Consider the following 24087-nt stretch of genomic DNA (forward strand, 5'->3'; position numbering starts at 1 on the left):
ATGCCCCCCTAGACCTTTTCCCTGACATTTTTGCCTAATAGGCCTGCAGGACGGAAAATTAAGATCAGAATCAGCACAACAAAGGCAACGGCGTCTCGCCATAGAGAGCCTCCAGTCGCACTTACAAGCGCCTCAATCACACCCAATATTAATCCGCCGGTCATTGCTCCAGGGATAATCCCTATTCCGCCAAATACGGCGGCGACGAAGGCTTTAAGTCCGGGGATAATTCCCATAAGTGGTTCAATTTTTGTATAATACATCCCGAAAATCACTCCGGCTGCACCGGCAAGGGCCGAACCAATCGCAAACGTGGCAGATATCGTGTTATTGACATTAATCCCCATCAACCTTGCGGCGTCCATGTCATGGGAAACGGCGCGCATCGCTTTACCGATTTTGGTCTTATGAACGATAAATTGGAGCAAAATCATTAAGAAGATCGATACAGCTAAAATAAGGATCGACTTGCCGCTAATGGTCACACCGAAAATTTCAAAGTTCTTCAATGGAACAATATTATCCGGATAGGACTCGAGCTGGGCACCGCGAATATAAATCGTGCCGTATTCGATAAATAAGGACACCCCGATCGCCGTAATCAGAGCAGCAATCCTCGTTGCATTCCTTAGCGGTTTGTAGGCAATCCGCTCGATTAAAACGCCAAAGATGGCGCAGGCTGCCATCGAAATAAGTAAAGCTGGAAAAAATCCGAAATGAAAAATAGTAATAGAATAAAAGCCGATAAATGCACCCACCATGAAGACATCCCCATGGGCAAAATTAATGAGTTTGACAATCCCGTATACCATTGTGTACCCGAGGGCAATCAGGGCATAAATACTACCGATGGAAATTCCGTTGACAAGCTGCTGAATAAATTGTTCCATGTCCAAAACACTCCTTAGAAAGGACTCTGTAAAAGTGAATAGGGAGACATCAATTCTCCCTATTCTTTTTGAAAACTATAAAGTTTGTACGCTTACACTTTTCTAATTGGCTGTGTTAAAAGGGAATGTTGATTTCCGTTCCAGGCGCTTCGCTTTCCGCGGGGCGGGCGGTGAGCCTCCTCGGCGCTAAAGCGCCTCCGGGGTCTCACCTGTCCCGCTGCTCCCCCAGGAGTCTCGCGCCTTCCACTCCAATCAACAATGTGCTTTAACCAGCCTTCTTATTAAGGATTGACCTTCGTTTTAAATGTTTGTTCGCCGTTTTGATACTCTAAAATAACAGCTGATTTGATTGGGTCATGGTTCTTATCAAGCTTCATTTTTCCAGTGACAAGGTCAAGCCCATCTGTCTCAGCAAGAGCCTTTTGGATTTTCTTTGGATCGCTGCTGCCGGCACGCTTGATGGCATCGGCAATGAAATAAGCAGAATCATAACCTAAAGCGTTGAAAGCATCTGGTGACTTATCTTTGTATTTTGCTTTGAAGGCTTTCACGAAATCTTGAACCTTCGGATCAGAATCCCCAGAAGAATAGTGGTTGGTAATAAACGTATTGTTTAAGGCATCCTTGCCGGCAAGTTCTACTAGTTTAGGAGAATCCCAGCCATCTGCGCCCATCATTGGAACCTTCATTCCTAATTCACGAGCCTGCTTAACAATGAGACCAACCTCTTCATAATATCCAGGAACAAAGATGAAATCGGGATTTTTCCCTTTAATATTCGTTAATTGAGCGTGGAAGTCAGTATCCTTCGCTAAATATGCTTCTTCAATGACTATATTTCCGCCCTCTTTTGAAAATAATTCCTTAAAGGAGGCAGCAAGACCCTTAGAATAATCACTTGCACTGTCAATGAAGACAGCAGCTGTTTTAACCTTTAATTCCTTCGCGGCAAAGTTCGCTGCCACTGTCCCTTGGAATGGGTCAATGAAGCAAGTACGGAAGACGAAATCATTCAATTTGCCTTTTTGCACGGTCACGTCAGCGCTTGTCCCGGTTGGCGTCAAGAGCGGAATGCTGTTACTTTGGGCAATTTCGATCTGTGCTTTAGTATTTCCGCTTGTGGCGGCACCGATAATAGCAGCAACTTTATCTTGGCTGATCAGCTTTGTAGCACCGTTGATTGCTTCAGGTGCATCAGATTTATTGTCAAACGGAACAAGCTTCAGCTTCTTGCCATTAACGCCATCTTTATTAATCTCTTCGAGTGCCAGTTCAATCCCTTCTTTAATGGATTGTCCGTATGAGGCAACTCCTCCGGATAACTCAAGGTTGGCTCCAATCTTAATCACGCCATCCTTGTCCGCGTCCCCGCTTGTACTCGAAGATCCGCATCCTGCCATCACACCTGCCGCTACCATAAGCGACATGAAAATACCAGCTACCTTTTTCTTTCTCATGGCTTTACCCCCTGTTTTTTTTAAAAGTTTTCCCAACTAGTTGTCTTACTGTTTTCAAAAAAGATAATATTCTGAAAATATTGTACCTAATATTTTGGAGTTCGTCTAGTCATAAAGTACGTTATTTTAAAATAATTTGGAATATAACAATAATTACCTTAACTACGTGTTTTATAGAGTTTACTCCCATAAAGTGAATAAGGATTTATTTTTAATGAAAAATAAAACTGCTTTTCCATTATTTTGTCGAAATATAATTTCTTCGCTAAAAAAAATAAAGGAGACTCCTGATTTAGGAATCTCCTGCTTCTAATTGTTAAAGCAATTCTTTGCTCTTCGTTTCCTTTCCCAAAAAGAGAACGGTAAATGCCCCTATTAGGACTGAAATACAGAAGATCGTAAAAATGACCGAAATGGAAATATTTTGCGCAACAAGATAACCAACCAATAAAGGCCCCAACACACCGCCAATCCGCCCAAAGGAAGCGGCCATCCCTGTGCCTGTACCACGGATAACCGTTGGATATTGTTCCGGTGTATAGGCATAAAGGCCGCCCCAGGCACCGAGGTTAAAGAATGACAGCAGAATTCCCGCCGTCATTAACATCGCCGTTGTTTCGGCTGACCCAAAAAGGTAGGCACTTACAGCCGTACCCGTTAAATAGACGACCAACACAAATTTCCGTCCGAACCGTTCAATACACCAGGCAGCGGTAAAATAGCCCGGCAGCTGCGCAAGTGTCATGATTAGTACATATTCAAAACTCTTAATTAAGCTAAAGCCTTTCATGACCATCACGCTTGGGAGCCATAAGAACATCCCGTAATAGGAGAAGACAACGCAGAACCAAACAATCCATAGCATTGCTGTCTGGCGGCTGTATTCTTTGGACCACAGCTTCTTCATACTTTGGAGGGCCGAGATTTTCTCCCTCTCCTTGATGGCTGAAAAGCGCGGCGAATCGGGCAGACCGATACGTAAAAATAAAGCATAGAACGCCGGAATGGCACTGATTAACAAAGCAGCCTGCCAGCCAAACTTTGGTATGACAAAATAGGAAATGACAGCCGCAATCAGCCAGCCTCCTGCCCAAAAGCTTTCTAGGAGGACGACAATCCGGCCGCGCTTTTCAACCGGGACACTTTCAGAAACAAGTGTCGAGGCAACCGGAAGCTCCCCGCCTAAACCGGCTCCAACAAAGAATCTTAACACTAAAAAGACCGTTAACGTTGACGTAAAGGCTGAGGCACCGCTCCCAACCGAAAATAATAATAACGTAATGATAAAAACATGTTTACGGCCAATCCGATCAGCCATTAACCCAAAAACGAGGGCCCCAACTGCCATTCCAATTGAATTAATGCTGCCAATCCAACCCATCTGACCCGGAGTTAAATCCCATTCCAGCTTTAAAGCCGCGATGATGAAGCTGAGCATGCCTACATCCATGGCATCGAACATCCAGCCCATCCCGGCAATTCCAAGTAATTTCCGTCCTGATATTTCCTTCTTGTTGTTCATTGGATCCCCCTTATGCTGCTATATCTGATTACATTATTCCCCAAAAACAATTTTTTAGAGACGGACTGTAAATCTATCAGCCATAAAGGTATTTTAACCCTTGTCTTTACAGATGTCACTACTAAAAAAAAGGCTGTGTTAAAAGTGAATGTTGATTTCCGTTCCAGGCGCGAGCGGTTCGCGGGGCGGGCGGTGAGCCTCCTCGTCGCTAAAGCGCCTGCGGGGTCTCACCTGTCCCGCTGCTCCCGCAGGAGTCTCGCACCTTCCACTCCAATCAACATTGTGATCAAAATCAACAATATTCTTTAACACAGCCAAAAAAAGAGAGAATACGAATCTCGTATTCTCTCTTTTACTCAATTATTTAATCCAAGCTCCATCTGCACCTACGCGGTATGAGCCGATTTTTGTATTAGCTGCCATGTGGCCGTCGCTGTATAGGTAGTACCATTTTTTTGATACTTCAACCCAGCCTGTTTTCATTGCTCCAGAGCCATCAAGGTAGTACCATTTGTTCGATACTTTAACCCAGCCAGTCTTCATTGCACCAGAAGCATCAAGGTAGTACCACTTGTTCGATACTTTTGCCCAGCCTGTTGCCATTGCGCCGCTTGAATTTAAGAAGTACCACTTACCGCCTGATTTAACCCAGCCAGTTTGCATTGCGCCACTAGCGTCAAGGAAGTACCACTTGTTCGATACTTTCGCCCAGCCTGTTGCCATGTCGCCATTTTTCACATTAAGGTAATACCATTTTCCTTTATCCTGAACCCAGCCTGTAGCCATTGCACCACTTGGGTTTAAGAAATACCATTTGCTGCCTGACTTAATCCAGCCAGTCTTCATAACGCCATCCGCGCCAAAGTAATACCATTTGTTTCCATCTAATAACCAGCCTGTTTGATACTCGCCAAACTCATCAAGGTACTTCCAAGCTTTACCTGTCGATACCCAGCCTTTTGTTTTAATCGTTAAAGTAACAGTAGACTCTTTTCCGTCTTTATCAACTACATAACCTGAGAATACAAACGGAGATTCTTCGCCATAATCAAATACACTAGCTAAAAACGGTGCCCAAAAGTATTTTATCTCACCAATTGAAAACAGGGTGTCAGGTGTTTCCCCTACAGGAACGTCCTCATTGCCACCTATCCTTTTAGCCCAATTTAATAGCTTTGGAGCATCTAAAACTGCCACACCATTTACAAATTGAATATCAAAATCATCTTTTGTTAATGGTGCTACTTCACGATAATCAAAATTGGCCGGAAGAACAGAAAGCCTAACAGCTGTTTTTGAAGTTATCTCGATTTTTTTAACAAGTTTTTCCCCAAATGCTTCATCGCCAACTAAGTCTAATGTAAAGTTGCTTCCATTCTTAGTTGCCGTGATTTTTTCACCATTAGCTAAATAAAACGTGATTCCATCTACTTGAACAGATGAAGCAGTCGTTGATGCCGCGTGCGAAACGCCTGCTGGAAGCACTGCCATCAGCAAAAGTAACAAAAAGCTTGATAATGCAATAATCTTTTTCACAATAATCCTCCTTGGTGAATGTGATGACCCCATGCAAATAGAACTAGATTACTAGCTTACTATAAGATGCAATACTAATATTTTACATAAAACTACCATTTTATACAACATTTTTCTGTATTTTTCAACAAATTATTTTAAATAAGCAACCGCTTTATCCATTAATGCAGATCTTCGCTGCTTTTTTAGATTTTGGTAATGGTCTTTAATGGACTTGGCTTCATTGGAACTGTAGCCGTTTTTCTCTAATTCTTTAACAAGTGCGTTGTAAATATAGTCAAATGATTGATCGGTGCTTGCTTCAAGCTTTTTCGCTGCCCCATTGTACTTTGAGTAAAAGTAAAAATAAGAAATTTCATCACCATTGGATTTCTTTGTTTGATACTCGCTGAACGCATAGGATAAGAGGGCATTCAGCTTGCCGTCTGCCTGTGCTTGTAAATCATTGAAAGCCGGCTGGTATTTTTCCAAAATAGCGCCAGCAGTCGGTTTCACAACTGACGTTTTTTTGACCTGACCCGGATTTTTATTGGTGCTTTGACTCTGTGTGGTCCCTGTCGCTGAGTCAGCCGGGTCAGCTGCTCCAGATGCATCTGCCGTAAGATCGGAACTTTGCTCTGTTACTTCCGCACCAGAACCATCCTCAGAAACATCCTCACTAGGCAATTTGACATTGAAATCATTTTTAACAATCTCATCCACTTTTGCATCAGCAGTTTTATAATCTTTTATGTTAAGAAAATAATAAAGAGTACCAGCCCCCGCTGCCAACAGTAAAACAACAACACTTAAGATAATTTTCCACTTTTTCACGTTATGTCCACCTTTTACTTTTCAATAATCTCCTTCTTCACATTAACATATTTCGGCATTTTTGCGACATATTTTTTTCCATTTGAAAAATAATTACGACAAAATTCGCTAGTGCTATTCTCCCTGGGTAAAAAGACCCCCACTTCATGAAAACAGCAGGGGCCTTTGGTCAGCACGTTAATCCAGCGCTTCTTCCACATTTTTAAATTGGTTAAAAAACATTTGATAATATCGGCCTTGGGCGTTCATTAACTCGTCATGGCTTCCTCGTTCGACGATTTGCCCGCCGTCAATCACCATAATCGTATCGGCATCGCGAATCGTATTTAAGCGGTGGGCAATGATAAAGCTTGTTCGGTCCTCCATCAGCTTGAGCAGGGCTGCTTGAATATGGAGCTCGGTTCTCGTATCAATACTGCTGGTCGCTTCATCTAAAATCAGCAGCGACGGTTTGGCGAGCATTACCCTGGCAATCGCTAACAGCTGGCGCTCCCCTTGGCTGAGGTTGCCGCCATTTTCTGAAAGGATGGTTTCATATTGCTGGGGGAGCCGTCTGATAAAACCATCGGCATTAGCCATTCGCGCCGCCGTTTCGACCTCATCATCGCCTGCATCGGGTTTCCCGTACTTAATATTCTCCTTAATCGTTCCGGAAAATAAATAGGTATCCTGGAGGACAAAACCAAAGCAGCTTCTTAAGCTGTCTCTTGTATAGGTACGAATATCGCGGCCGTCTAGAAGAATTCTCCCCTCGGTGACATCGTAGAAACGTGTCAGCAGGTTGACGATCGTCGTTTTTCCCGCTCCTGTTGGACCGACCAGGGCGGTACTGCTGCCGACCTGCGCCTCAAAACTGACATTTTTTAGAATGGGCACATCCGGCCGATAACCGAAGCTGACATTCTCAAAGACAACATGGCCTTTCGGGTTTTCTAAGTCCTTCGCATTAGCTGTATCTGCCGTCTCTTCCTGTTCATCGATGACTTCAAAGACACGCTCAGCCCCGGCAACACCTGATTGGAGGATGTTAAAGATGTTGGCAAGGTCATTAAGCGGCCTGACAAACTGCCTCGAGTAGGTGATAAAGCTAGCGATGGCCCCAACAGTAATTAAGCTCTTAGCGGCAAGCATCCCGCCAATGACGGCGACAATTGCAAAGCCAAGATTATTAATCACGTTCATAATCGGCATCAGAAATCCCGACCAAATTTGTGCCTTAAGGCCAACCGCACGGAGCTTTGTATTGACCACTTCAAACTCTTCAATCACCTTATCCTCATGATTAAACGCTTTGACCACTTCAATACCGGAAATGGTCTCCTCAATATGGCCATTTAATTTCCCAAGCTGCACTTGTTGATTTTTAAAAAAGACACTCGTTCTTTTCGCAATCGTCCGTGTCAGCAAGAAGACGAGCGGGACGGTAACTAAGCTTGCTACTGTTAACACAGGACTTAGGATTAACATCATGATTAACGAACCGGCAATGACAATCAGCCCTGACATCAGCTGTGTTGTTGATTGTGAGATTGTATTGCTGACGTTATCGACATCATTCGAAAGCCTGCTCATCAGTTCCCCGTGTGTTCGCGAATCAAAAAAGGAAACCGGCAGCTTTTGCAGCTTTTTAAACAGGGCATCGCGGAGGCGCATGACCACCCTCCCGGCAACACCGGCCATCAGCCATCCCTGTAAAAATGTCAGCCCGGCATCCGCAACATAAGCGCAGGTTAGAACGACTATCATGATTTCCAGGAATGAAAAATCTACTTTTCCATTATGAATGCTCATCGCATCCACTGCTTTCCCGATTAAGAACGGGGCGAGGAGCATGAGGACTGAATCAATCACGATAAAAAGAAAAATTAGCGATAGCATTTTGCGCTCATTGCCAAAATAATGCCAAAGACGCTTCAATGTCGCCTTAAAGTTCTTCGGCTTAACGACAGGGCCACGAAGCCGCTGGGCACCGCCGGGTCTCAATGGGGGAGGAGTAGAAGGGCTGCTCCCGGTTTGTTCCGTTCCCTTGGACATTTACAGCACCTCCTTGCCCATCTGCGATTGATAGATTTCCTGATACACGGTACATGTGTTGATTAATTCTTGATGGGCTCCAAACCCGACTACTTCACCTTGGTCAAGCACAACAATTTTGTCCGCATCGATAATTGAAGTAATCCGCTGGGCAATCAGGAGACAGGTAAGCCCCTGGGCATATGTCTTCAATCCCGCCTTTATCTTTGCCTCCGTAGCTACATCAACGGCACTTGTGCTGTCATCCAAGATTAATATCTCCGGTTTCTTCACTAAAGCTCTGGCAATCGCAATCCGCTGCTTCTGCCCGCCGGAAAAATTAACCCCGCCCTGACCGATTCTCGTTTGATAGCCTTCAGGAGCAGCAGTAATAAACTCATGGGCACCAGCAATGACCGCCGCGGCTTCAACTTCTTCATGGGAGGCATCCTCCTTCCCCCACTGAATATTTTCCGCGACACTGCCGGTAAATAAAATATTCTTCTGGGGCACAAAGGCAATTTTCTCCCTTAACATCTTCGGATTCACTAGTTTAATATCCTCACCATCTACTTTAATGGTACCGCCCGCGACATCGTAAAAGCGGGGGATGAGTCCGACGAGGGTGCTTTTCCCTGAACCGGTTGAACCGATGATGCCGACCGTTTCGCCGGGCAGGATGGTAAGGTTAATATCTTTTAATACGGCTTCACCGGTGGTCCCGTCATACGCAAAGGAGACATGTTCAAAATCGATTCTGCCTTTTTCCTTGTAAGTTGGCGTTACAGCCTCGTTTTCCCAAGTGATGTCATCTTGCTGTGAAAAGACTTCGTCAATTCTGCCTGCTGATGCCTTGGCGCGGACAAACATATTAAAAACCATGGAAATCATCATCAGTGAAAATAAGATTTGCGTCATATAGTTGATGAACGCAATAATATGGCCGACCTGAATGTTTCCGTTGCTGACCCCTAATCCGCCAATCCAAAGGACGACGACAATGCCGAGGTTAACCGTCAGCATAATCGCCGGGCTAAAGGTAGCCATCAGGCGTCCGGCAGCGATCGATTGCTGCTTAAACTGTTCATTTACCTTGGTAAACTTGCCAATCTCGACATCAAAGCGATTGAACGCCTTCACGACACGGACACCTGATAAATACTCACGCATCACACCGTTCACCCGGTCCAATGCCTTTTGCACCTTGGCGAAGAGCGGAAACCCTAAGCGCAAATTGACGATAATTAACAAGGCAACAATTGGCACCACAACCGCGAGCACCACGGATAAATGGAGATTGAGTCGCGTTGCCATGATGAGGCCGCCAATCGCCAGCAGCGGGGCCTTCACAAAGATCCGCATCAGTCCATTGACAAACACCTGCACCTGTGTGACGTCGTTTGTCAGCCGGGTAATGAGCGAAGCGCGGTCAAACTTATCAAGGCTTTTAAAGGAGAGAGTTTGAATTTTCTTAAATAAATCCGAGCGTAATTCTGTCCCAAAATTTTGTGATACGATGCTTGCCATAATGCTTCTTGTTGAGGCAGCCACTGCCCCAAATGCGGTAATCGCAAGCATCAGCCCCCCCATTTTCAAGACATAATGAATATCCTTATTGGCCACACCTTCATCAATGATTTTCGCCATAATCGTCGGCTGCAGCAAGTCACTAATCGCTTCAAAGGTGAGAAATAAGACGGCAATGCTGAAAGACTTCCAATATTTCTTTATGTATTTTGATAAAAACTTCATCTTCCCACCCCAGAGTTTCGGCTCTCGTAATAGTCATATTATAATTTCGTTTTGGGCAATTAAACAATTAATTAGTTTGAAAAATAAGGGTTTGGCGAAATCCGTGGCCAGTTTGGCGATATTAATGAGAAAGTTGGCGAAATAAATCCGAAGTTTGGCGAGATTCCCGTCCAGTTTGGCGATATTCCAGCACAAATTGGCGAGATCATTGATAAGAGTAAATGATCGGAGTCTATTACTAATAAAAGGGAATAAAAAATGGCCCATAAACATGGACCACTTGTTAGTAATATTAATCTTGAACAGGACGAAATTCATGGACCCAGACACGCATTTGCGGGAGCCATGGCATTCCTGGATGGTAAGCAAGGATGGATTGTTTATAATCCTCCACCGTTTCGAAGCCCTCGCGGCGGGCATCAGCGTCGGTCAGCTCACCAAGGCTTTGCGAATAAACATTTTCAACGACGAACTGACGGCCTTCAAGCGTCATGATTTCACCCGGGTCAGCATATCTGCCATTCCGGCGTGTTGCCGTTTTTTCTCCTGCCAGCACCTTCTTAACATCTGCTTCCATCGTCACTAACCGCTCAACGGAACAGGTTTTCGGCGGCAGCGTATTGTTTTCATTTTGTGTCATGTTAAAATCCTCCTTTTACCAACTGATTTACCTATATTAACACTATTATCAGCGTAATAAAAGCCGCTGAGGATTTCCCTTACACATTCAAATCTCTTTTTTTATAAAAGAAAAAGGTGGCAAACGCAAGTGCGCCGATTAAAACGGCAGAGAGAACAATGAAGCTTGTCTTGAGCCCGCCGCCATACATGACATTTTTCGCTTCAAAATATTTAAACGGCGTCAAGTATTTTAATCCCTTGAGGTGTTCGTTCAAATCGACGGCGACCGATAACCCATATGTCAGTAAAAGAATGGCTGTCGCTTGCGATGCCGCCGTCTTAGGTTTCCTTTTGACCGCAGCGAGGGCACTACCGATGACCATAAATAAGATTTGCAAAATAAACATTCCCATCATTAACACGGCAATTTCACCAGTGACAGCCTCACCATGGCTGTATTTCCCCATAAGAATGATGGACGAAACAAGCGTTACAAGATTAAAAATGACGATATTCACGAATGCGGCCAATAATTTTGCGGTAATGATGGTCGTTCTTGATACCGGCTTGACAAATAAGAACTCCGACGTTTTATCACGCTCTTCTTTCGCCATAATTGTTGCCCCGAGCATCGCTGCATGGATGGTGGCCATCAATAACAAATAGAGGAAGAGCATGCCATAATACCCGCTGGCCTTCGATAAATCCAAGTCGCTCATACCTAAGACCACCTTTAGTGATTTTGGTAAGTCGGCCATCATCGTATTAATCGATTGGCCTGAAGATGAAAACGCCTCAAATTTAGCCATCCCTGATGCGACCATAAAGAAGATACCGATGCTCCAAAAGATGAGTGATTTCCGGTGGGACTTCAATTCTTTTAAAAATATATTCACGGTTGATCCACCTCCATATTAGACAGCATGAATATCCTTTTTCGCATAAACCAAATAACTCGCTGCGATGGCAAGAATGATAATGATCGCGCCAGTAACTAAGAAGGATGCCTCGAAGCCTTTATTTTTCAGGATATAGGCGGTTTCAAAGTATTTAAACGGCGAAAGATAGCGTTTCGCTTCCTCACCGGATGTGCCGCTAAGCATCCCTAAAAAGTAAAAGCCAAACACGGTTGCAAGTGAGACAGTCAGTACCGATTTGATTTTTGGAACAATGACAGAAATGATGATGCCTAGTGCTAGAAATATCAGCTGGATAAACAACAGCGTGAGTGACAGCAAGATAAAAAGTTTGAAGCTAAAGTCTTCTGTCTTCACTTGAAACATCATGATGCTCGCAGCCGCTATATAAACAATATTGGTGATGACAAGTGAGGTGAGTGCTGCCAGCAGCTTGGCTGTCAAAACCTGGGTGCGGGTTACCGGTTTTGTTAACAGAAAATCAGCTGTTTTTTCCCGGACTTCCTTGCTGACAATGAATGTGCCCAGATTCATCGCCTGAATAGCGCCGCACAAGGTAATAAACGCGAGCGGAAAGCAGTAGAATCCTAGAATCGTAAAGAAGCCGCCCAGGTTGATTCCGAGTGCATTGCGGATTGCCTCCGGATACCCTTCAAGGATTTTGGTAAACTCCGCTGCATCACGCGCAAATGAAGGATAAAGCGACATATAAAAGACGACGATTGCAGCTAATGATATCGACCAAATCATTGTCGACTTCCGGTAAGCCCTCAACTCATGCAAAAAGATATTCATAGCTTACTAGACCTCCTTTTCGTAATAGTGCATAAAGATCTCCTCAAGGTCCGGCTCTTCAATCCAGAGGTTGGCAATTTCTGTCGCAGCGATTTTTTTCATGACATCGTTAATATTTCCTTTAAAAATAAAGCTGGTAAAGTTATTGTTAACCTCTAAATTGTTAACGCCGCTGATGTTGAAGTAATTTCTGTCAAGTTGGGTTTTTGTTTCAATTTTAAACTTTTTATAGTTGTTTTCTTGCAAGGTACTAATCTTTTCAACGGTGACAATCTTGCCTTCCTTAATAATGGCAACGCGATTGCATAGTCTTTGCACCTCGCTGAGGATGTGTGACGAAAAGAGAATCGTCGCACCTTTTTTATTCTCTTCCTCGAGGAGTTCAAAGAATTTTTGCTGCATTAATGGGTCAAGGCCGCTCGTTGGTTCATCAAGAATAATCAGTTTCGGCTCATGAAGCATCCCCTGAACAATCCCGACCTTCTTTTTATTTCCCAGGGAGAGGTCATCGATTTTTTTATTAAGGTCGAGGTCCATGATTTCCGCCAATTCTTTGATTCGCTTACTGCAATCCTTTTTATAAAAACTAGCTGAGTATTTTAATAGGTCCTTTACTTTCATATTGTCGTAGTAAAAAACTTCTGACGGCAGATAGCCGATCTCCTTTTTTATTTCCGGGGCAAATTGAATGCAGTCCTTGCCAAAAATTGTCGCACTGCCGCTCGTTGGGTAAATGAGTGACAACAGGGTGCGGATGGTTGTCGATTTACCGGCACCGTTCGGGCCTATGAACCCAAAAATTTCCCCTTCTTCAACATGAAAGCTGATGTCGGTAATTCCTCTTGCCTTGCCGTACGTTTTTGTCAGGTTGTTAATTTCAATTACATTCATCTTTGCGCCCCCCTTATTTATAAAAACATGTCGTTAAAACCTCGAAATACTCTTCTGCTTTGATTTGGAGTTGTTGAAAATCGATTTCGTGTTCGGGTGACAGCTTTACTTTGTTAAGCTCCTCTTCGCTTAATTTTTCAAAGGTCCAGGTAATAATCTTGAGGATTTTTTTGACATCGACATCATCTCGGAATTTCGACAAATCAATGCCTTCGTAAATTTTCCCAAAGTTAATATCAGTCAGTTCCTTTATCCTTTTTCCTAATTCCACTTTAATTACAGTTGATTCCTCAAAATAAGCCTCTTCGATAAACTTAAAGATGTCCGGATACTGGCTGAGTAATTCCATTTTGATTAAAACTGCATGCCGAATTCTCTTAAAAAAATCTACTTCGGAAAAATTGATTTTTTTGTAAAATTCATCCGCAAGCAATTGATAACAATAGTCAAACAAAAATAAGTAAAGCTGCTTTTTGTTTTGAAAATAATGAAACAGCAATCCTTTTGATATTCCTGCTTCCTTTACCATTTCATTTGTCGAGGCAGATGAATATCCTTTCTGGGCAAATTCCTTTATGGCAGCATTGATGATTCGGTCTTGTTTTTCTTTATCTAGGTTGAGAAATTTCGAATACATTGTTGTGTTTCCTCCTTTTAACGCTATTGACCACGTCAGTCAATAGGGTCATTATATTCCCGCTGACCCCTGTGGTCAATAGGTGGCAAGTATATTTTTTTACAAAATTATGAACTGTTTGTAATCGGGATAGTATGGCTTTTCAGGGTGTGCTACGATGCAGGTGGACGTTATTTTTTTTGGAGGTGAAAGATGATTAATGAAGTTAAAGCTAGAGATCCATCATTGAAGTTAGAAGGATTAATTGCAGCGCAAAACCGCTTGCCGGCAGGTCACCAAATCTTGCCTGTCTTAGCCGCTAAGCAAGCATCCTTAGAGGCCGGAATTGGCGGAGAGGAAAGGGTCGCTGAGATTTTCCGGAAGCATTCATTTCCCTTCGACAACCACAATTTTCACGACTTATCGCCCTCAGCAGATGAAAAGTTTCAAATGGACTCCTTTATGTTGACTCCTTGGTATGGTAACGTTTTAGAGGTTAAAAATATTGCCGGCACGCTCGAGTTTAAGGACAATCCTCCACAGTTAATCCGCACCCGGGACGACGGAACCAGAGATGGCTTTGAAAGCCCTGTTGTCCAATTAGAACGAAACCGTGAATGTTTAACCGATTGGCTTAGGAGCCGGAATATCCATCTCCCGATCTATGGTGCAGTCGTACTCGCTTATCCGAAACAAATGGTCGGCGTTCCTCCCGCAAAAACCAAGCTTTTATATCCTTACTTAATTCCTTCTTTTATTAAAAGCATCCCACATCAAGCGAAAAAGTTGGATATTGACACTTTTAATTGGCTATCGGCGGAACTTCTAAATAGTCACCAGCGTTTTATTCCGAATCTAATATGTGAGACGTATAAGATACCTTTTGGGGACTTTCAAACAGGGGTAAGGTGCGAGACGTGCGGCCGATTCGGGATGACTAAACTGCCAAGGACATGGTCGTGCCCTTTTTGCAAGTCGACAGATTGTACGGCGCATCAAAGGACATTATTGGAGTGGTTTTTGATTTATAAGAGGGATATTACTAATCGGGAGTGTCGGGAGTTTTTGGGGATTGAGGATATACAAGTCGCCAAACGTATATTACAAAGTATGAATTGGGAAACTGAAGGAGCATTTCGATACCTAAGATATAAAATGGACTTCAGTCACATTAACATCGGATCATCAAACAAGGGGAAATTTGAAATTCGACAGTGAGGGTGGCTTTAGCGACAGTTGGGCAGTATTTGCCGACAGTTGCTCCACCTTTCGCGACAGTGAAACCCGGTTTCGCGACAGTGGCTACGCCTATCGACAGTGACGATGCTTTTTACGACAGTTGGGCCGCACTTGGCGACAGTTGCACCACCCTTAACGACAGTGAAACCCGGGTTCACGACAGTGGCTACGACTTTCGACAGTGACGATGCTTTTTACGACAGTTGGGCCGCACTTGGCGACAGTTGCACCGCCTTTGGCGACAGTGAAACCCTTTTTCGCGACAGTGGCCACTTTTCAATCGTATTGATTTCCGTAAAACGTGTAACCGCTCTCTCAAAATGATATGATATATATGAAAAAAACTTCAAAAGGGGAGTGCGTCAAATTGAAAAACGAATTGATTGAAAGGTTTACTTCCTATGTTAAAGTGGATACGCAGTCTGATGAAAACAGTGAAACCTGTCCATCAACTGAGGGGCAGTGGACGCTGCTTCACATGCTAGTCGATGAATTAAAAACGATTGGGATGGAAGAGGTGACAATCGACGAGAATGGCTATGTGATGGCGACTTTGCCATCCAACACAGAAAAGGACGTCCCAACCATCGGCTTCCTCGCCCATGTGGACACAGCGACTGATTTCACCGGCACGAATGTCAATCCGCAAATCGTTGAAAACTATGACGGCGGAGAAATCAAGCTTAACGAGGCCCTTAAGGTGGTTATGTCACCAACAGACTTCCCGAGCCTAAAAGAATATAAAGGCCATACCTTAATCACCACCGACGGCACGACGCTCCTTGGCGCCGACAACAAGGCGGGTGTCACCGAAATCATGACCGCGATGGCATACCTCATAAAACATCCGGAAATCAAGCACGGTAAGGTCCGCGTTGCGTTCACGCCGGATGAGGAAATTGGCAGGGGGCCACATAAGTTCGACGTTGCGGCTTTCCAAGCAAACCATGCTTATACCGTCGACGGCGGTCCGCTCGGGGAATTAGAGTATGAAAGCTTCAATGCTGCCTCAGCGAAAATCACGGTCAAAGGCACCAATATCCACCCCGGTTCTGCTAAGGACAAAATGGTCAATTCGATGAAAATTGCGATGGACTTACATAGTAAGCTGCCAGCACAAGAGGCACCGGAACATACCGATGGCTACGAAGGTTTCTACCATCTGCTTTCCTTCAACGGAGATGTAGAACTGACAAAACTGAACTATATTATCAGAGACCATAACAAGGAAATCTTCCAGGCAAGAAAAACGACGATTGAAAACATCGTCAATGAATTCAAGGGGCAATACGGCAGTGACAATATTCTCCTCGAATTGAACGATCAATATTACAACATGGGTGAAAAAATCAAACCGGTCATGGAAATTGTCGACATTGCCCAAGAAGCGATGGAGAGCCTTGATATTAAACCGATTATCAAGCCAATCCGCGGCGGCACTGACGGCTCGCAGCTTTCCTACATGGGGCTACCGACACCGAACATTTTTACCGGCGGCGAGAACTTCCACGGCAAATACGAGTTTATTTCCGTCGATAACATGATTAAAGCGACACAAACGGTGATTGAAATCATCAAACTGACCGAACAAAAAGCTTAATTTTTTTTAAAAATAAAAGCTAACCCGGTGCAAAGTCACGGGTTAGCTTTTTCATAAACCTTCCTATCCTTCAAAAAGTGCTGCTGCACACTGCTTAAGACAAGAAACGGTCTCTTCCAGCTGGGCCTTCAGCAGCTCCACAGGCCATTTTCCAGCATCCGCTTCCAAGTCCTTGTGAATAAGCAAAATCATCCAAATCGAGAAAATAGCTGAAAACAAATAATACTCGTGCAAAAACGCCTCGCCATCAAGCTCCAGCTCCACCTGTTCCAGATAGGATCGCAAGGCGCGCTCCCGAAACTGGCTGGTCATTTTTTTAGGAAAAAGGGGATGGGACATGTCAAGCACATGGTACAAATCCCAGTAGGGTGTGTTTAAGTGCAGATGCTCCCAGTCTAACACCGCAAACCTATCAGCAGTGACCGCAAAATTCCCCGAATGCAAATCTCCGTGCGACAAAACCAATTTCTTTGAAAATACCAATCTATCAAACAGAGAGAAAATCGGCCGGACGTGCCGCTCCTCCATTTCCAATGCCGGCAGCAGCTGGAAAAATTTATCCTCCTGCCCGCTAATATCAGCAACAATTTCCTCAATTTGCGGTTTCAGGCCAGAACTCGGCACATCCGCAAATTGATCAATCGGAAGGGAATGCCACCAGGCCGCCCATTTGACCACAGCTAAAACAGTTTCTTCGTTAAAATCGTGTGAAAGCTGGCCAAGGTCCTCGAGAATCATCCAATTTAAATCCGGAGAATCATTAATCTGATAGGAAATAATTTTTGGAAAAATCGCCGGGAATGAGGGGAGAACATGCTCATGGACCCACACCTCGCGGCCCAATTGACCGTTATTTGTTAATGGTTTAAAAATATAGCTTGCCGACGGGGACAAATAGAACCTTTCGACAAATCTTCCATTCATCCCTTGATAGAGGGGTTCTTTCTTCAGGATTAACCCATCATTTAACATCCCGTTGGCCAAGACAATGTTTTCAGGCAGCTCCATAGACCACCCACCTATTCATATTCGTTTTAAGTTACCCAACATCTAAATTATCAGCTTCAGCAAAAAGCTGTCTTTTCGGAAATTCCTCCATGGTACCAGGCAGGGGAAACAGGTCGGACAATCTTTTCACTTGACCATCCTCTGCTTTAAAAACAATATGCTCACGTGTGAATTTCCGCGGTGTATCGATGCCGCACGCCGCTCCGAGGGCGTAAAGCCCCTGGCGGACATTGATAATATAATTCATCACACGCCATTGCTTTTCCTCAGGCACAAGCGCTTCTTGATATTTCGGGTCGGTCGTCGTGACACCTGCCGGGCATTTACCGGTATGACACTGCATCGCCATAATGCAGCCATTAGCAATCATAAAGCCGCGCGCAGAGTTGACCGCATCGGCACCAATCCCAAGGGCAATCGCAATTTTATCGGCAGAAATTAGTTTCCCGGAGGCAAAAATTTTCAACTTATCACGGACGCCGAACTGCCATGCCTTGTCAACAACAGCCACTAAAGCCGGATAAAGCGGAAGTCCCATGCTGTCGGCCATCGATTTGTACGTGGCACCCGTGCCGCCTTCACCGCCGTCAACGGTGATAAAGTCAGGATAGATTTGCAGTTGATTCATTGCCTCGAAAAATTCATCGAGGTTCGAATGATAGCCGACGACGATTTTGATGCCGACAGGTTTGCCGCCTTCAGCTTGTAATGTTTGGATAAACTGCAATGTTTCGTAGGAATTATGCAAAAATGGAAAACGGTTTGGCGAATTAATTGTTTGCCCTGCAGGCACCTTACGAATACTGGCCACTTTTGGCGTGACCTTCGAACCTTCGAGATGACCGCCGCGGATTTTTGCCCCCTGGCCAAATTTAAGTTCGAATGCTTTCACATTTGGTTCTAGCGCCTTTAACTTAAACTCCGCAAGCGAAAAATTCCCATCCAGATCACGGTAGCCAAATAAACCTGGACCAATTTGGGCGACAATATCGGCACCGCTTTCTAAGTGTTCCGGCGCAATGCCGCCTTCACCGGTATTAATCCATGAACCGCCCGCCATACTGCTGCCACGGCCTGTCGAAAGTATATAGTGTTCCCCAACCGCCCCGTAAGAGGTTGCCGAGGCGCCGAATGGTCCACACAGACGCCATGGGAAATCACGCTCCGGACCAACGACAATGGCCTCTTCTTCAGGAAAGAGCCAGCGGGTTACCTCATCTTTTTCAATATGTTCTCTTCGGGTAAACAAGCCTTCATGGTCAATCTTGTATTTCATTGCATGAATTTTTTCTTGATTATCAACCTTCAATTCTTCAGTTAACAGCGGGAATAAACCGTTGGCGATATAATAGCCTGGTTTTTCAAAGTCACGTTTGGAACCAAAACTTAACAGGTCGCTGCGATATTTGGCGGAAAAAACAATCCCCAAGAAGTCCGCACGCGAAAAGGGACCGCTTCCATTATCGCTGTCAAACCAATATTGCCTAAGCTCAGGACCCATTTTTTCCAACAGGTAACGCATCCAGCCTAGATAGGGGTGGGCGCGGATAATTGAATGCTGCGGTTTTTTCGCGACAAAATGGAGCCAGATAAACAAACAAAGTGGACCGCCGATAAAAACAACCAATAAAATAACCATAACCGTCAATAACAAATTCATTTCCCCCTCGGGTGTCAGGCACCATCCCGCTTTAATAACATATGTACGATAGTAATGTGTTTAATCCTAATTTTATCACAATGGACAACTATCGAGCAGGAATATTTAATTTTGAAACCTGTCTAAAATACTGAAAAACTCTCCGAGAAACTCATAAAAAAGCTTTTCTGTTGGGAGCAGTTCGCGTTCACTGGGAATAATCACCCCGACGGTCCGGCTTACACTAGGCTCCGTAATTGGGATCTTTACAGTCGATCGGGGGAGACTGTCGATTAAGGTGATTTCAGGAATCAGCGTCACACCAAGACCCGCTGAAACCAAGCCTTTAATGGCGTCAATATCCTGCCCCTCAAATGATACCCTTGGCTGAAAACCAAGCTGACTGCAGGCATTGACTATAATTTCCCGTAAGACAAAACCATTTGGAAACAGGACAAAGGAATCATCACGCAATTCACTTAATGTTAAGATGCGTTGGCTGGCAAGTGGATGAGTGTGCGGCAGCAGTGCAACAATATTTTCAGTAAATAACGTTCTTCCTTTAATTTTCTTTACCTTTTTCGGCACCGGGCCAAGCAGGGCAAGGTTAAAATCCCCTTTTATTACACCATCAATTAAATAGGGGTAGGAGCCTTGATTCAGCTGAAACTTAACATCAGGATAGCGCTCGCGAAACGCAGAAATCGCTGTTGGTAAGGTGTAGGCCGCCAAACTGCTCGGGAAGCCGATCCGAATCGTTCCTTTCTCCGGGTCCAAAAATTCTTCCACTTCTAGTTTTGCATTGTCAATCAGCTTCATCGCCTGCTCCATCTGCTCCAAAAATAGGGCTCCAATCGGCGTCAGCTTTACATTTCGTCCTTCTCGGATAAATAAATCGACACCTAACTCCGCTTCCAAATTGACGATTTGCCTGCTCACTGCCGATTGGGCGACATGCAGGGCGTGAGCAGCCTCCGTTACATGTTCTCTTTTGGCCACCTCGATAAAGTACTGAATTTGTCTTAACTCCACCCAATTCCACCTCTTTTTTCAATCAATCTATTTCCGGCATTAATCTTATCTATTTTTCATATTGCTTAGATTATTTATCAATTATAAAATAAAACGATACTAATATGAAGAATATTCGGATTATATATACGCCGTAATACTCATTATTTTTTTAAAAGGGGTGAATTCCATGCAAACAATTGAGGATGTAAAACAATCGGGGACACAAGCAGCAAGGGATTATGTGAATGACGTGTTCGAAACCGTGAAAAATCGCAATGCCTTTGAAAGTGAATTTCAGCAAGCGGTGAAGGAAATCTTTGATTCCCTTGTGCCTGTTTTTGCGAAACACCCAAAATATATCGAGCAAGGGATACTGGAAAGAATCGTTGAACCGGAACGAGTCATTACCTTCCGGGTCCCCTGGGTAGATGATTGCGGCAGAGTCCAGGTAAACCGCGGATTCCGTGTTCAGTTCAATAGCGCTATCGGTCCTTATAAAGGGGGATTGCGCTTCCACCCATCCGTGAATGCCAGCATTATTAAATTTTTGGGCTTTGAACAGACTTTCAAAAACTCTTTAACCGGCCAGCCAATTGGCGGTGGTAAAGGCGGAGCTGATTTCGATCCAAAGGGTAAATCAGACGGCGAAATTATGCGCTTCTGCCAAAGCTTCATGACCGAGCTTTCTCGCTATATTGGTCCGGATGTCGATGTTCCGGCAGGGGACATTGGCGTCGGGGCAAGAGAAATCGGCTATATGTTTGGCCAATACAAGAAAATCCGCGGCAGCTTTGAAGCAGGAGTGCTGACAGGAAAAGGACTCGGCTACGGCGGCAGCCTAGGACGAACAGAAGCGACAGGCTATGGCACCGTTTATTTTGTCCACGAAATGTTAAAGGACAAAGGGTTAAGCTTTGCCGGCAGCACGGTCGTCGTGTCCGGCTCCGGCAATGTTTCTATTTATGCGATGGAAAAAGCAGCGCAGTTTGGCGCCAAGGTCGTGGCCTGCAGCGACTCCAATGGCTATGTCTATGACGAAAATGGGATTGATTTAGAGACCGTCAAACAATTAAAAGAAGTGGATCGCAAACGAATCAGCGAGTATGTAAAGTTCCACCCGCACGCCCAGTACTTTGATGGATGCTCCGGAATATGGTCCATCCCATGTGACATTGCCTTACCATGTGCGACTCAAAATGAAATTGATGAAACCTCAGCCAAAATCCTTGTGTCTAATGGCGTCAAAGCAATCGGCGAAGGCGCAAACATGCCGTCAACACTGGACGCGATTGATGTATTCCTTAATAGCGAAGTACTGTTCGGTCCTGGAAAAGCAGCCAATGCCGGCGGTGTCGCTGTTTCAGCCTTAGAGATGGCACAAAACAGCGCAAAATTGTCGTGGTCGTTTGAAAAAGTAGATGCCAAACTCCACCATATCATGATTAATATTTATAAAAACAGCGTAAAGGCCGCTGAAGAATACGGCTTCCCAGGTAATCTCGTGGTCGGCGCCAATATTGCTGGATTCATAAAAGTTGCTGATACGATGATCGCCCAGGGTATCATTTAAAAATCTCCTTAATAGGAGATTTTTTTGTTTGCATGTTTTCGACCGCGGCTGGTTACATTAACATTGGTTCAATTATCAAGGAGGTTTTGCGATATGGATAACAAAGATACCCATGAATTTGTCGAAAAGCTGCAGGAAAATCAGGAAAAGGCCCAGAAAAATAAAGAACAGCACGGCAAAGGAAACCCCAGCGGGAAACTGCCGAATCATAAGCATTAGTTGAAAGAGCGCAAGCGCCTTGGTCAGCCCCGATATAGGGAGACTTGGGCGATTGTAAATCGACTTAGTCTCCCTTAATGCGTGCAGAAAACGGTAGCTTTCTGTAGCCAAGCAATTGTTCTCAACCCGGAAAGTTGCTCTTTGACTTTTTGGGTTGAGGTTATTTGACCTCGAGGGGCTAGGGCGCTGGAGCTGGACAATTCTCGAAGTCAAAAATTTATACTTCCTTATCCCTTAACCAAAATCAAGCCAATACGGCTTGGTTTATTTATTTCTATTAGCAAAAAAGTACTATCAGAGTATTCAAAAATATTATTCTCTCATTTATGATAGAAAGAAAGATAACCGTTTTTCAAAAGGGTAGGTTTTGAATGAAGTGCCTTAACTCCATTTTTTGTATTTTCATTATTTTAACGGTCACTGCCGGCTGTCAAAAGGAGAGTAATAAAATGATTGAATTAAACTATGGAAAATACCCCATTCCCGAAACACTTAAACAAATCATTTCCTTGAAAAATCAGCTTAAAAAAGAAGGAAAGCTGTCACATGGGAATTTATTAGGATATTACTTTTCGCTGGCAGATATAGATTCCCGTTACTTGAATACACCGCTCGATGTCGTCGAGTTTGCCAATCCTGGCGCTGATGGAATCCATTTTGGATTCCTGACAGACTTTGGGCAGGTTGACGATTTAGAAAATGCCTATATTGTCCGTGTTTCTCCAATGGATTTTGATGAACCTGTTAAAATTGTCGCTAGAAATCTTTATGATTTCATGCGGATGATCTGTTTTTCTCCAGGTGCAGTGGAATTCCTTGATATTTATACAAGTGAAACCGATTATGAACGTTTAGTGCATGAAATTCCCAGTCTCTCCTTGTCACAGATTGAAAATGATCAACAACGGGATGTAAATAAGGTATTTCAAATGGAATTTCAACTGCAGCCAATTAAACACATCTATGACTATTTACAACAGATTAAAAAGGAAAGGATGCAAGCAACCGTTTTGCCGACCGAGGATGGAATTGGGGTTGTGAATAAAAAGGAACAAAAGCAGCATCAACACTTCCCTTTAAAACGGCAAGTGGACTTAGAATTACATGCCGTTATCCAGTTTTTCGAAGGGGCTTCTTATGAATCTAAATTAGAATTCTTGCGCAATGCCCAGTCAAAAGGGCTTCTTTATGACAACGATGAGATCAAAAACTACTTGAAAAAGAAACTGAGATTAATGGGCCTAAATGACGAAGCCGAACGGATCTCCTATCCTGAATTATGATAGCTTAACAAAAGCCCCGCCATTAAAACGGCGGGGCTGCAACATTTTATTTATTCATATTCGCCAGAAACCCGCCAAGCAGGTCGTCGATATCAGGTTCTTCTGTTTCATCCGTTTGCTGAGGCTTCTTTTTTGCACTTTCCCAATCAAAGTCATCGAGATCATCCGCACTATCTATGAATTCCCTAACAGCGGCTTCTTCGTCAGGACCACTGATTTCTCCATCGGTTAAAGGAGCAATTTCCTTGTTACCGCTGATTTCACCATCAGTTGAAGCGGCAAGTTCCTCAGGAAATATTTCCTCCTGCAGATACAACGCCTCTTCAATATCCAGGGCGTTACTATTTAAGGCAGCGAGCAGGGAAGTCGACCGGACAGGGTCCGAAATCAACTGATAAAGAATGCTCCCTAATAACGCCTCGGAATGCTCATGCTTTAACCAATCTCGCTGTACCTTCGTCAACTTTTTCGGAAGCGGAATGGTAATAGACTCCTTTTCCCTTGAAAAAGAACTGCTTACACCCTGCACAACAAACTCCGCCAGTTTACTGGAAAAGTTTCGTCTTTCTGTTTCCTTTAATTTTTGCAGCTGTTTTAAAATATGGTCGGGCGTATCGGAAGGAACACGAAAGGACAGCGCTTGGCCTCTGTTAATTTCATTTGCGGCAGTTTTCTTCATCGAATCACCCTAA

At 44.1% G+C, this 24087-nt stretch carries 21 protein-coding genes; 5 read left to right on the plus strand and 16 right to left on the minus strand.

Annotated features, from left to right (window positions below; genetic code table 11):
• Positions 1-8: 8 nt before the first annotated feature.
• The 12 genes from ACIQCO_RS21405 to ACIQCO_RS21460 form a co-directional block, all read right to left on the minus strand.
• Positions 9-890: a branched-chain amino acid ABC transporter permease gene (locus tag ACIQCO_RS21405; RefSeq protein WP_400432340.1), complete on the minus strand. Its 882-nt coding sequence runs from the start codon at positions 888-890 to the stop codon at positions 9-11.
• A 281-nt stretch (positions 891-1171) separates the two neighbouring features.
• Positions 1172-2347, minus strand: coding sequence for an ABC transporter substrate-binding protein (locus tag ACIQCO_RS21410; RefSeq protein ID WP_400432343.1), 1176 nt, complete (start codon positions 2345-2347; stop codon positions 1172-1174).
• Between the two features lie 316 nt (positions 2348-2663).
• Entirely contained in the window at positions 2664-3869 is a 1206-nt protein-coding gene (locus ACIQCO_RS21415) for an MFS transporter (protein WP_400432346.1), read from the minus strand.
• Positions 3870-4229: 360 nt separating this feature from the next.
• Positions 4230-5405, minus strand: a complete 1176-nt coding sequence (locus tag ACIQCO_RS21420; protein WP_400432349.1) for a cell wall-binding repeat-containing protein — start codon at positions 5403-5405, stop codon at positions 4230-4232.
• Positions 5406-5537: 132 nt separating this feature from the next.
• Positions 5538-6218 (minus strand): hypothetical protein, encoded by a 681-nt coding sequence (locus ACIQCO_RS21425; protein ID WP_400432352.1) that lies wholly within the window; start codon positions 6216-6218, stop codon positions 5538-5540.
• Positions 6219-6395: 177 nt separating this feature from the next.
• Positions 6396-8252 (minus strand): ABC transporter ATP-binding protein, encoded by a 1857-nt coding sequence (locus ACIQCO_RS21430; protein ID WP_400432355.1) that lies wholly within the window; start codon positions 8250-8252, stop codon positions 6396-6398.
• Positions 8253-9983: an ABC transporter ATP-binding protein gene (locus ACIQCO_RS21435; RefSeq protein WP_400432358.1), complete on the minus strand. Its 1731-nt coding sequence runs from the start codon at positions 9981-9983 to the stop codon at positions 8253-8255. It abuts the gene before it with no gap.
• A 292-nt stretch (positions 9984-10275) separates the two neighbouring features.
• A complete protein-coding gene (locus ACIQCO_RS21440; protein WP_400432361.1) occupies positions 10276-10623 on the minus strand; it encodes an ASCH domain-containing protein in 348 nt (115 codons plus the stop codon).
• Positions 10624-10702: 79 nt separating this feature from the next.
• A complete protein-coding gene (locus ACIQCO_RS21445; protein WP_400432364.1) occupies positions 10703-11500 on the minus strand; it encodes an ABC transporter permease subunit in 798 nt (265 codons plus the stop codon).
• A gap of 18 nt (positions 11501-11518) precedes the next feature.
• The gene (locus ACIQCO_RS21450) at positions 11519-12316 is read right to left on the minus strand and encodes an ABC transporter permease subunit (RefSeq protein ID WP_400432367.1); all 798 of its coding nucleotides are present in this window, start codon (positions 12314-12316) and stop codon (positions 11519-11521) included.
• A 6-nt stretch (positions 12317-12322) separates the two neighbouring features.
• Positions 12323-13207, minus strand: a complete 885-nt coding sequence (locus ACIQCO_RS21455; protein WP_400432370.1) for an ABC transporter ATP-binding protein — start codon at positions 13205-13207, stop codon at positions 12323-12325.
• Positions 13208-13220: 13 nt separating this feature from the next.
• Positions 13221-13844: a TetR/AcrR family transcriptional regulator gene (locus ACIQCO_RS21460; RefSeq protein WP_400432373.1), complete on the minus strand. Its 624-nt coding sequence runs from the start codon at positions 13842-13844 to the stop codon at positions 13221-13223.
• Between the two features lie 192 nt (positions 13845-14036).
• Here ACIQCO_RS21460 and ACIQCO_RS21465 point away from each other — a divergent pair, with 192 nt between their 5' ends.
• Positions 14037-15041 carry a nuclease-related domain-containing protein gene (locus tag ACIQCO_RS21465; RefSeq protein ID WP_400432376.1) on the plus strand — a complete coding sequence of 335 codons (1005 nt, stop codon included), beginning with the start codon at positions 14037-14039 and terminating at the stop codon, positions 15039-15041.
• Positions 15042-15429: 388 nt separating this feature from the next.
• Entirely contained in the window at positions 15430-16662 is a 1233-nt protein-coding gene (gene pepT, locus ACIQCO_RS21470) for a peptidase T (RefSeq protein ID WP_400432468.1), read from the plus strand.
• A 63-nt stretch (positions 16663-16725) separates the two neighbouring features.
• On the opposite strand, the gene ACIQCO_RS21475 is transcribed toward pepT, so the two are convergent.
• The 3 genes from ACIQCO_RS21475 to gltC all read right to left on the minus strand — a co-directional run bounded on the left by ACIQCO_RS21475 (position 16726) and on the right by gltC (position 20341).
• On the minus strand, positions 16726-17670 hold the full coding sequence (locus ACIQCO_RS21475; RefSeq protein ID WP_400432379.1) for a phosphotransferase: 945 nt from the start codon (positions 17668-17670) through the stop codon (positions 16726-16728).
• 31 nt (positions 17671-17701) lie between these two features.
• Positions 17702-19330 carry a glutamate synthase-related protein gene (locus ACIQCO_RS21480; protein WP_400432382.1) on the minus strand — a complete coding sequence of 543 codons (1629 nt, stop codon included), beginning with the start codon at positions 19328-19330 and terminating at the stop codon, positions 17702-17704.
• Between the two features lie 105 nt (positions 19331-19435).
• Complete coding sequence (gltC, locus tag ACIQCO_RS21485) at positions 19436-20341, minus strand: glutamate biosynthesis transcriptional regulator GltC (RefSeq protein ID WP_400432385.1); 906 nt, start codon at positions 20339-20341, stop codon at positions 19436-19438.
• Between the two features lie 169 nt (positions 20342-20510).
• Between gltC and gdhA the strand changes: the two genes are divergently transcribed.
• The 3 genes from gdhA to ACIQCO_RS21500 all read left to right on the plus strand — a co-directional run bounded on the left by gdhA (position 20511) and on the right by ACIQCO_RS21500 (position 23395).
• Positions 20511-21893, plus strand: coding sequence for an NADP-specific glutamate dehydrogenase (gene gdhA / locus ACIQCO_RS21490; protein WP_400432388.1), 1383 nt, complete (start codon positions 20511-20513; stop codon positions 21891-21893).
• A 93-nt stretch (positions 21894-21986) separates the two neighbouring features.
• Entirely contained in the window at positions 21987-22112 is a 126-nt protein-coding gene (locus ACIQCO_RS21495; protein ID WP_400432391.1) for a DUF4023 domain-containing protein, read from the plus strand.
• A gap of 449 nt (positions 22113-22561) precedes the next feature.
• Positions 22562-23395, plus strand: a complete 834-nt coding sequence (locus ACIQCO_RS21500; RefSeq protein WP_400432394.1) for a hypothetical protein — start codon at positions 22562-22564, stop codon at positions 23393-23395.
• A gap of 46 nt (positions 23396-23441) precedes the next feature.
• Here the strand turns inward: ACIQCO_RS21500 and ACIQCO_RS21505 are convergent, their stop codons facing one another.
• Positions 23442-24074 carry a hypothetical protein gene (locus ACIQCO_RS21505; RefSeq protein WP_400432397.1) on the minus strand — a complete coding sequence of 211 codons (633 nt, stop codon included), beginning with the start codon at positions 24072-24074 and terminating at the stop codon, positions 23442-23444.
• Positions 24075-24087 lie beyond the last annotated feature (13 nt).

This window comes from Neobacillus sp. NPDC093127 (genome assembly GCF_044754175.1).
Taxonomy (GTDB): Bacteria; Bacillota; Bacilli; order Bacillales; family Cytobacillaceae; genus Neobacillus.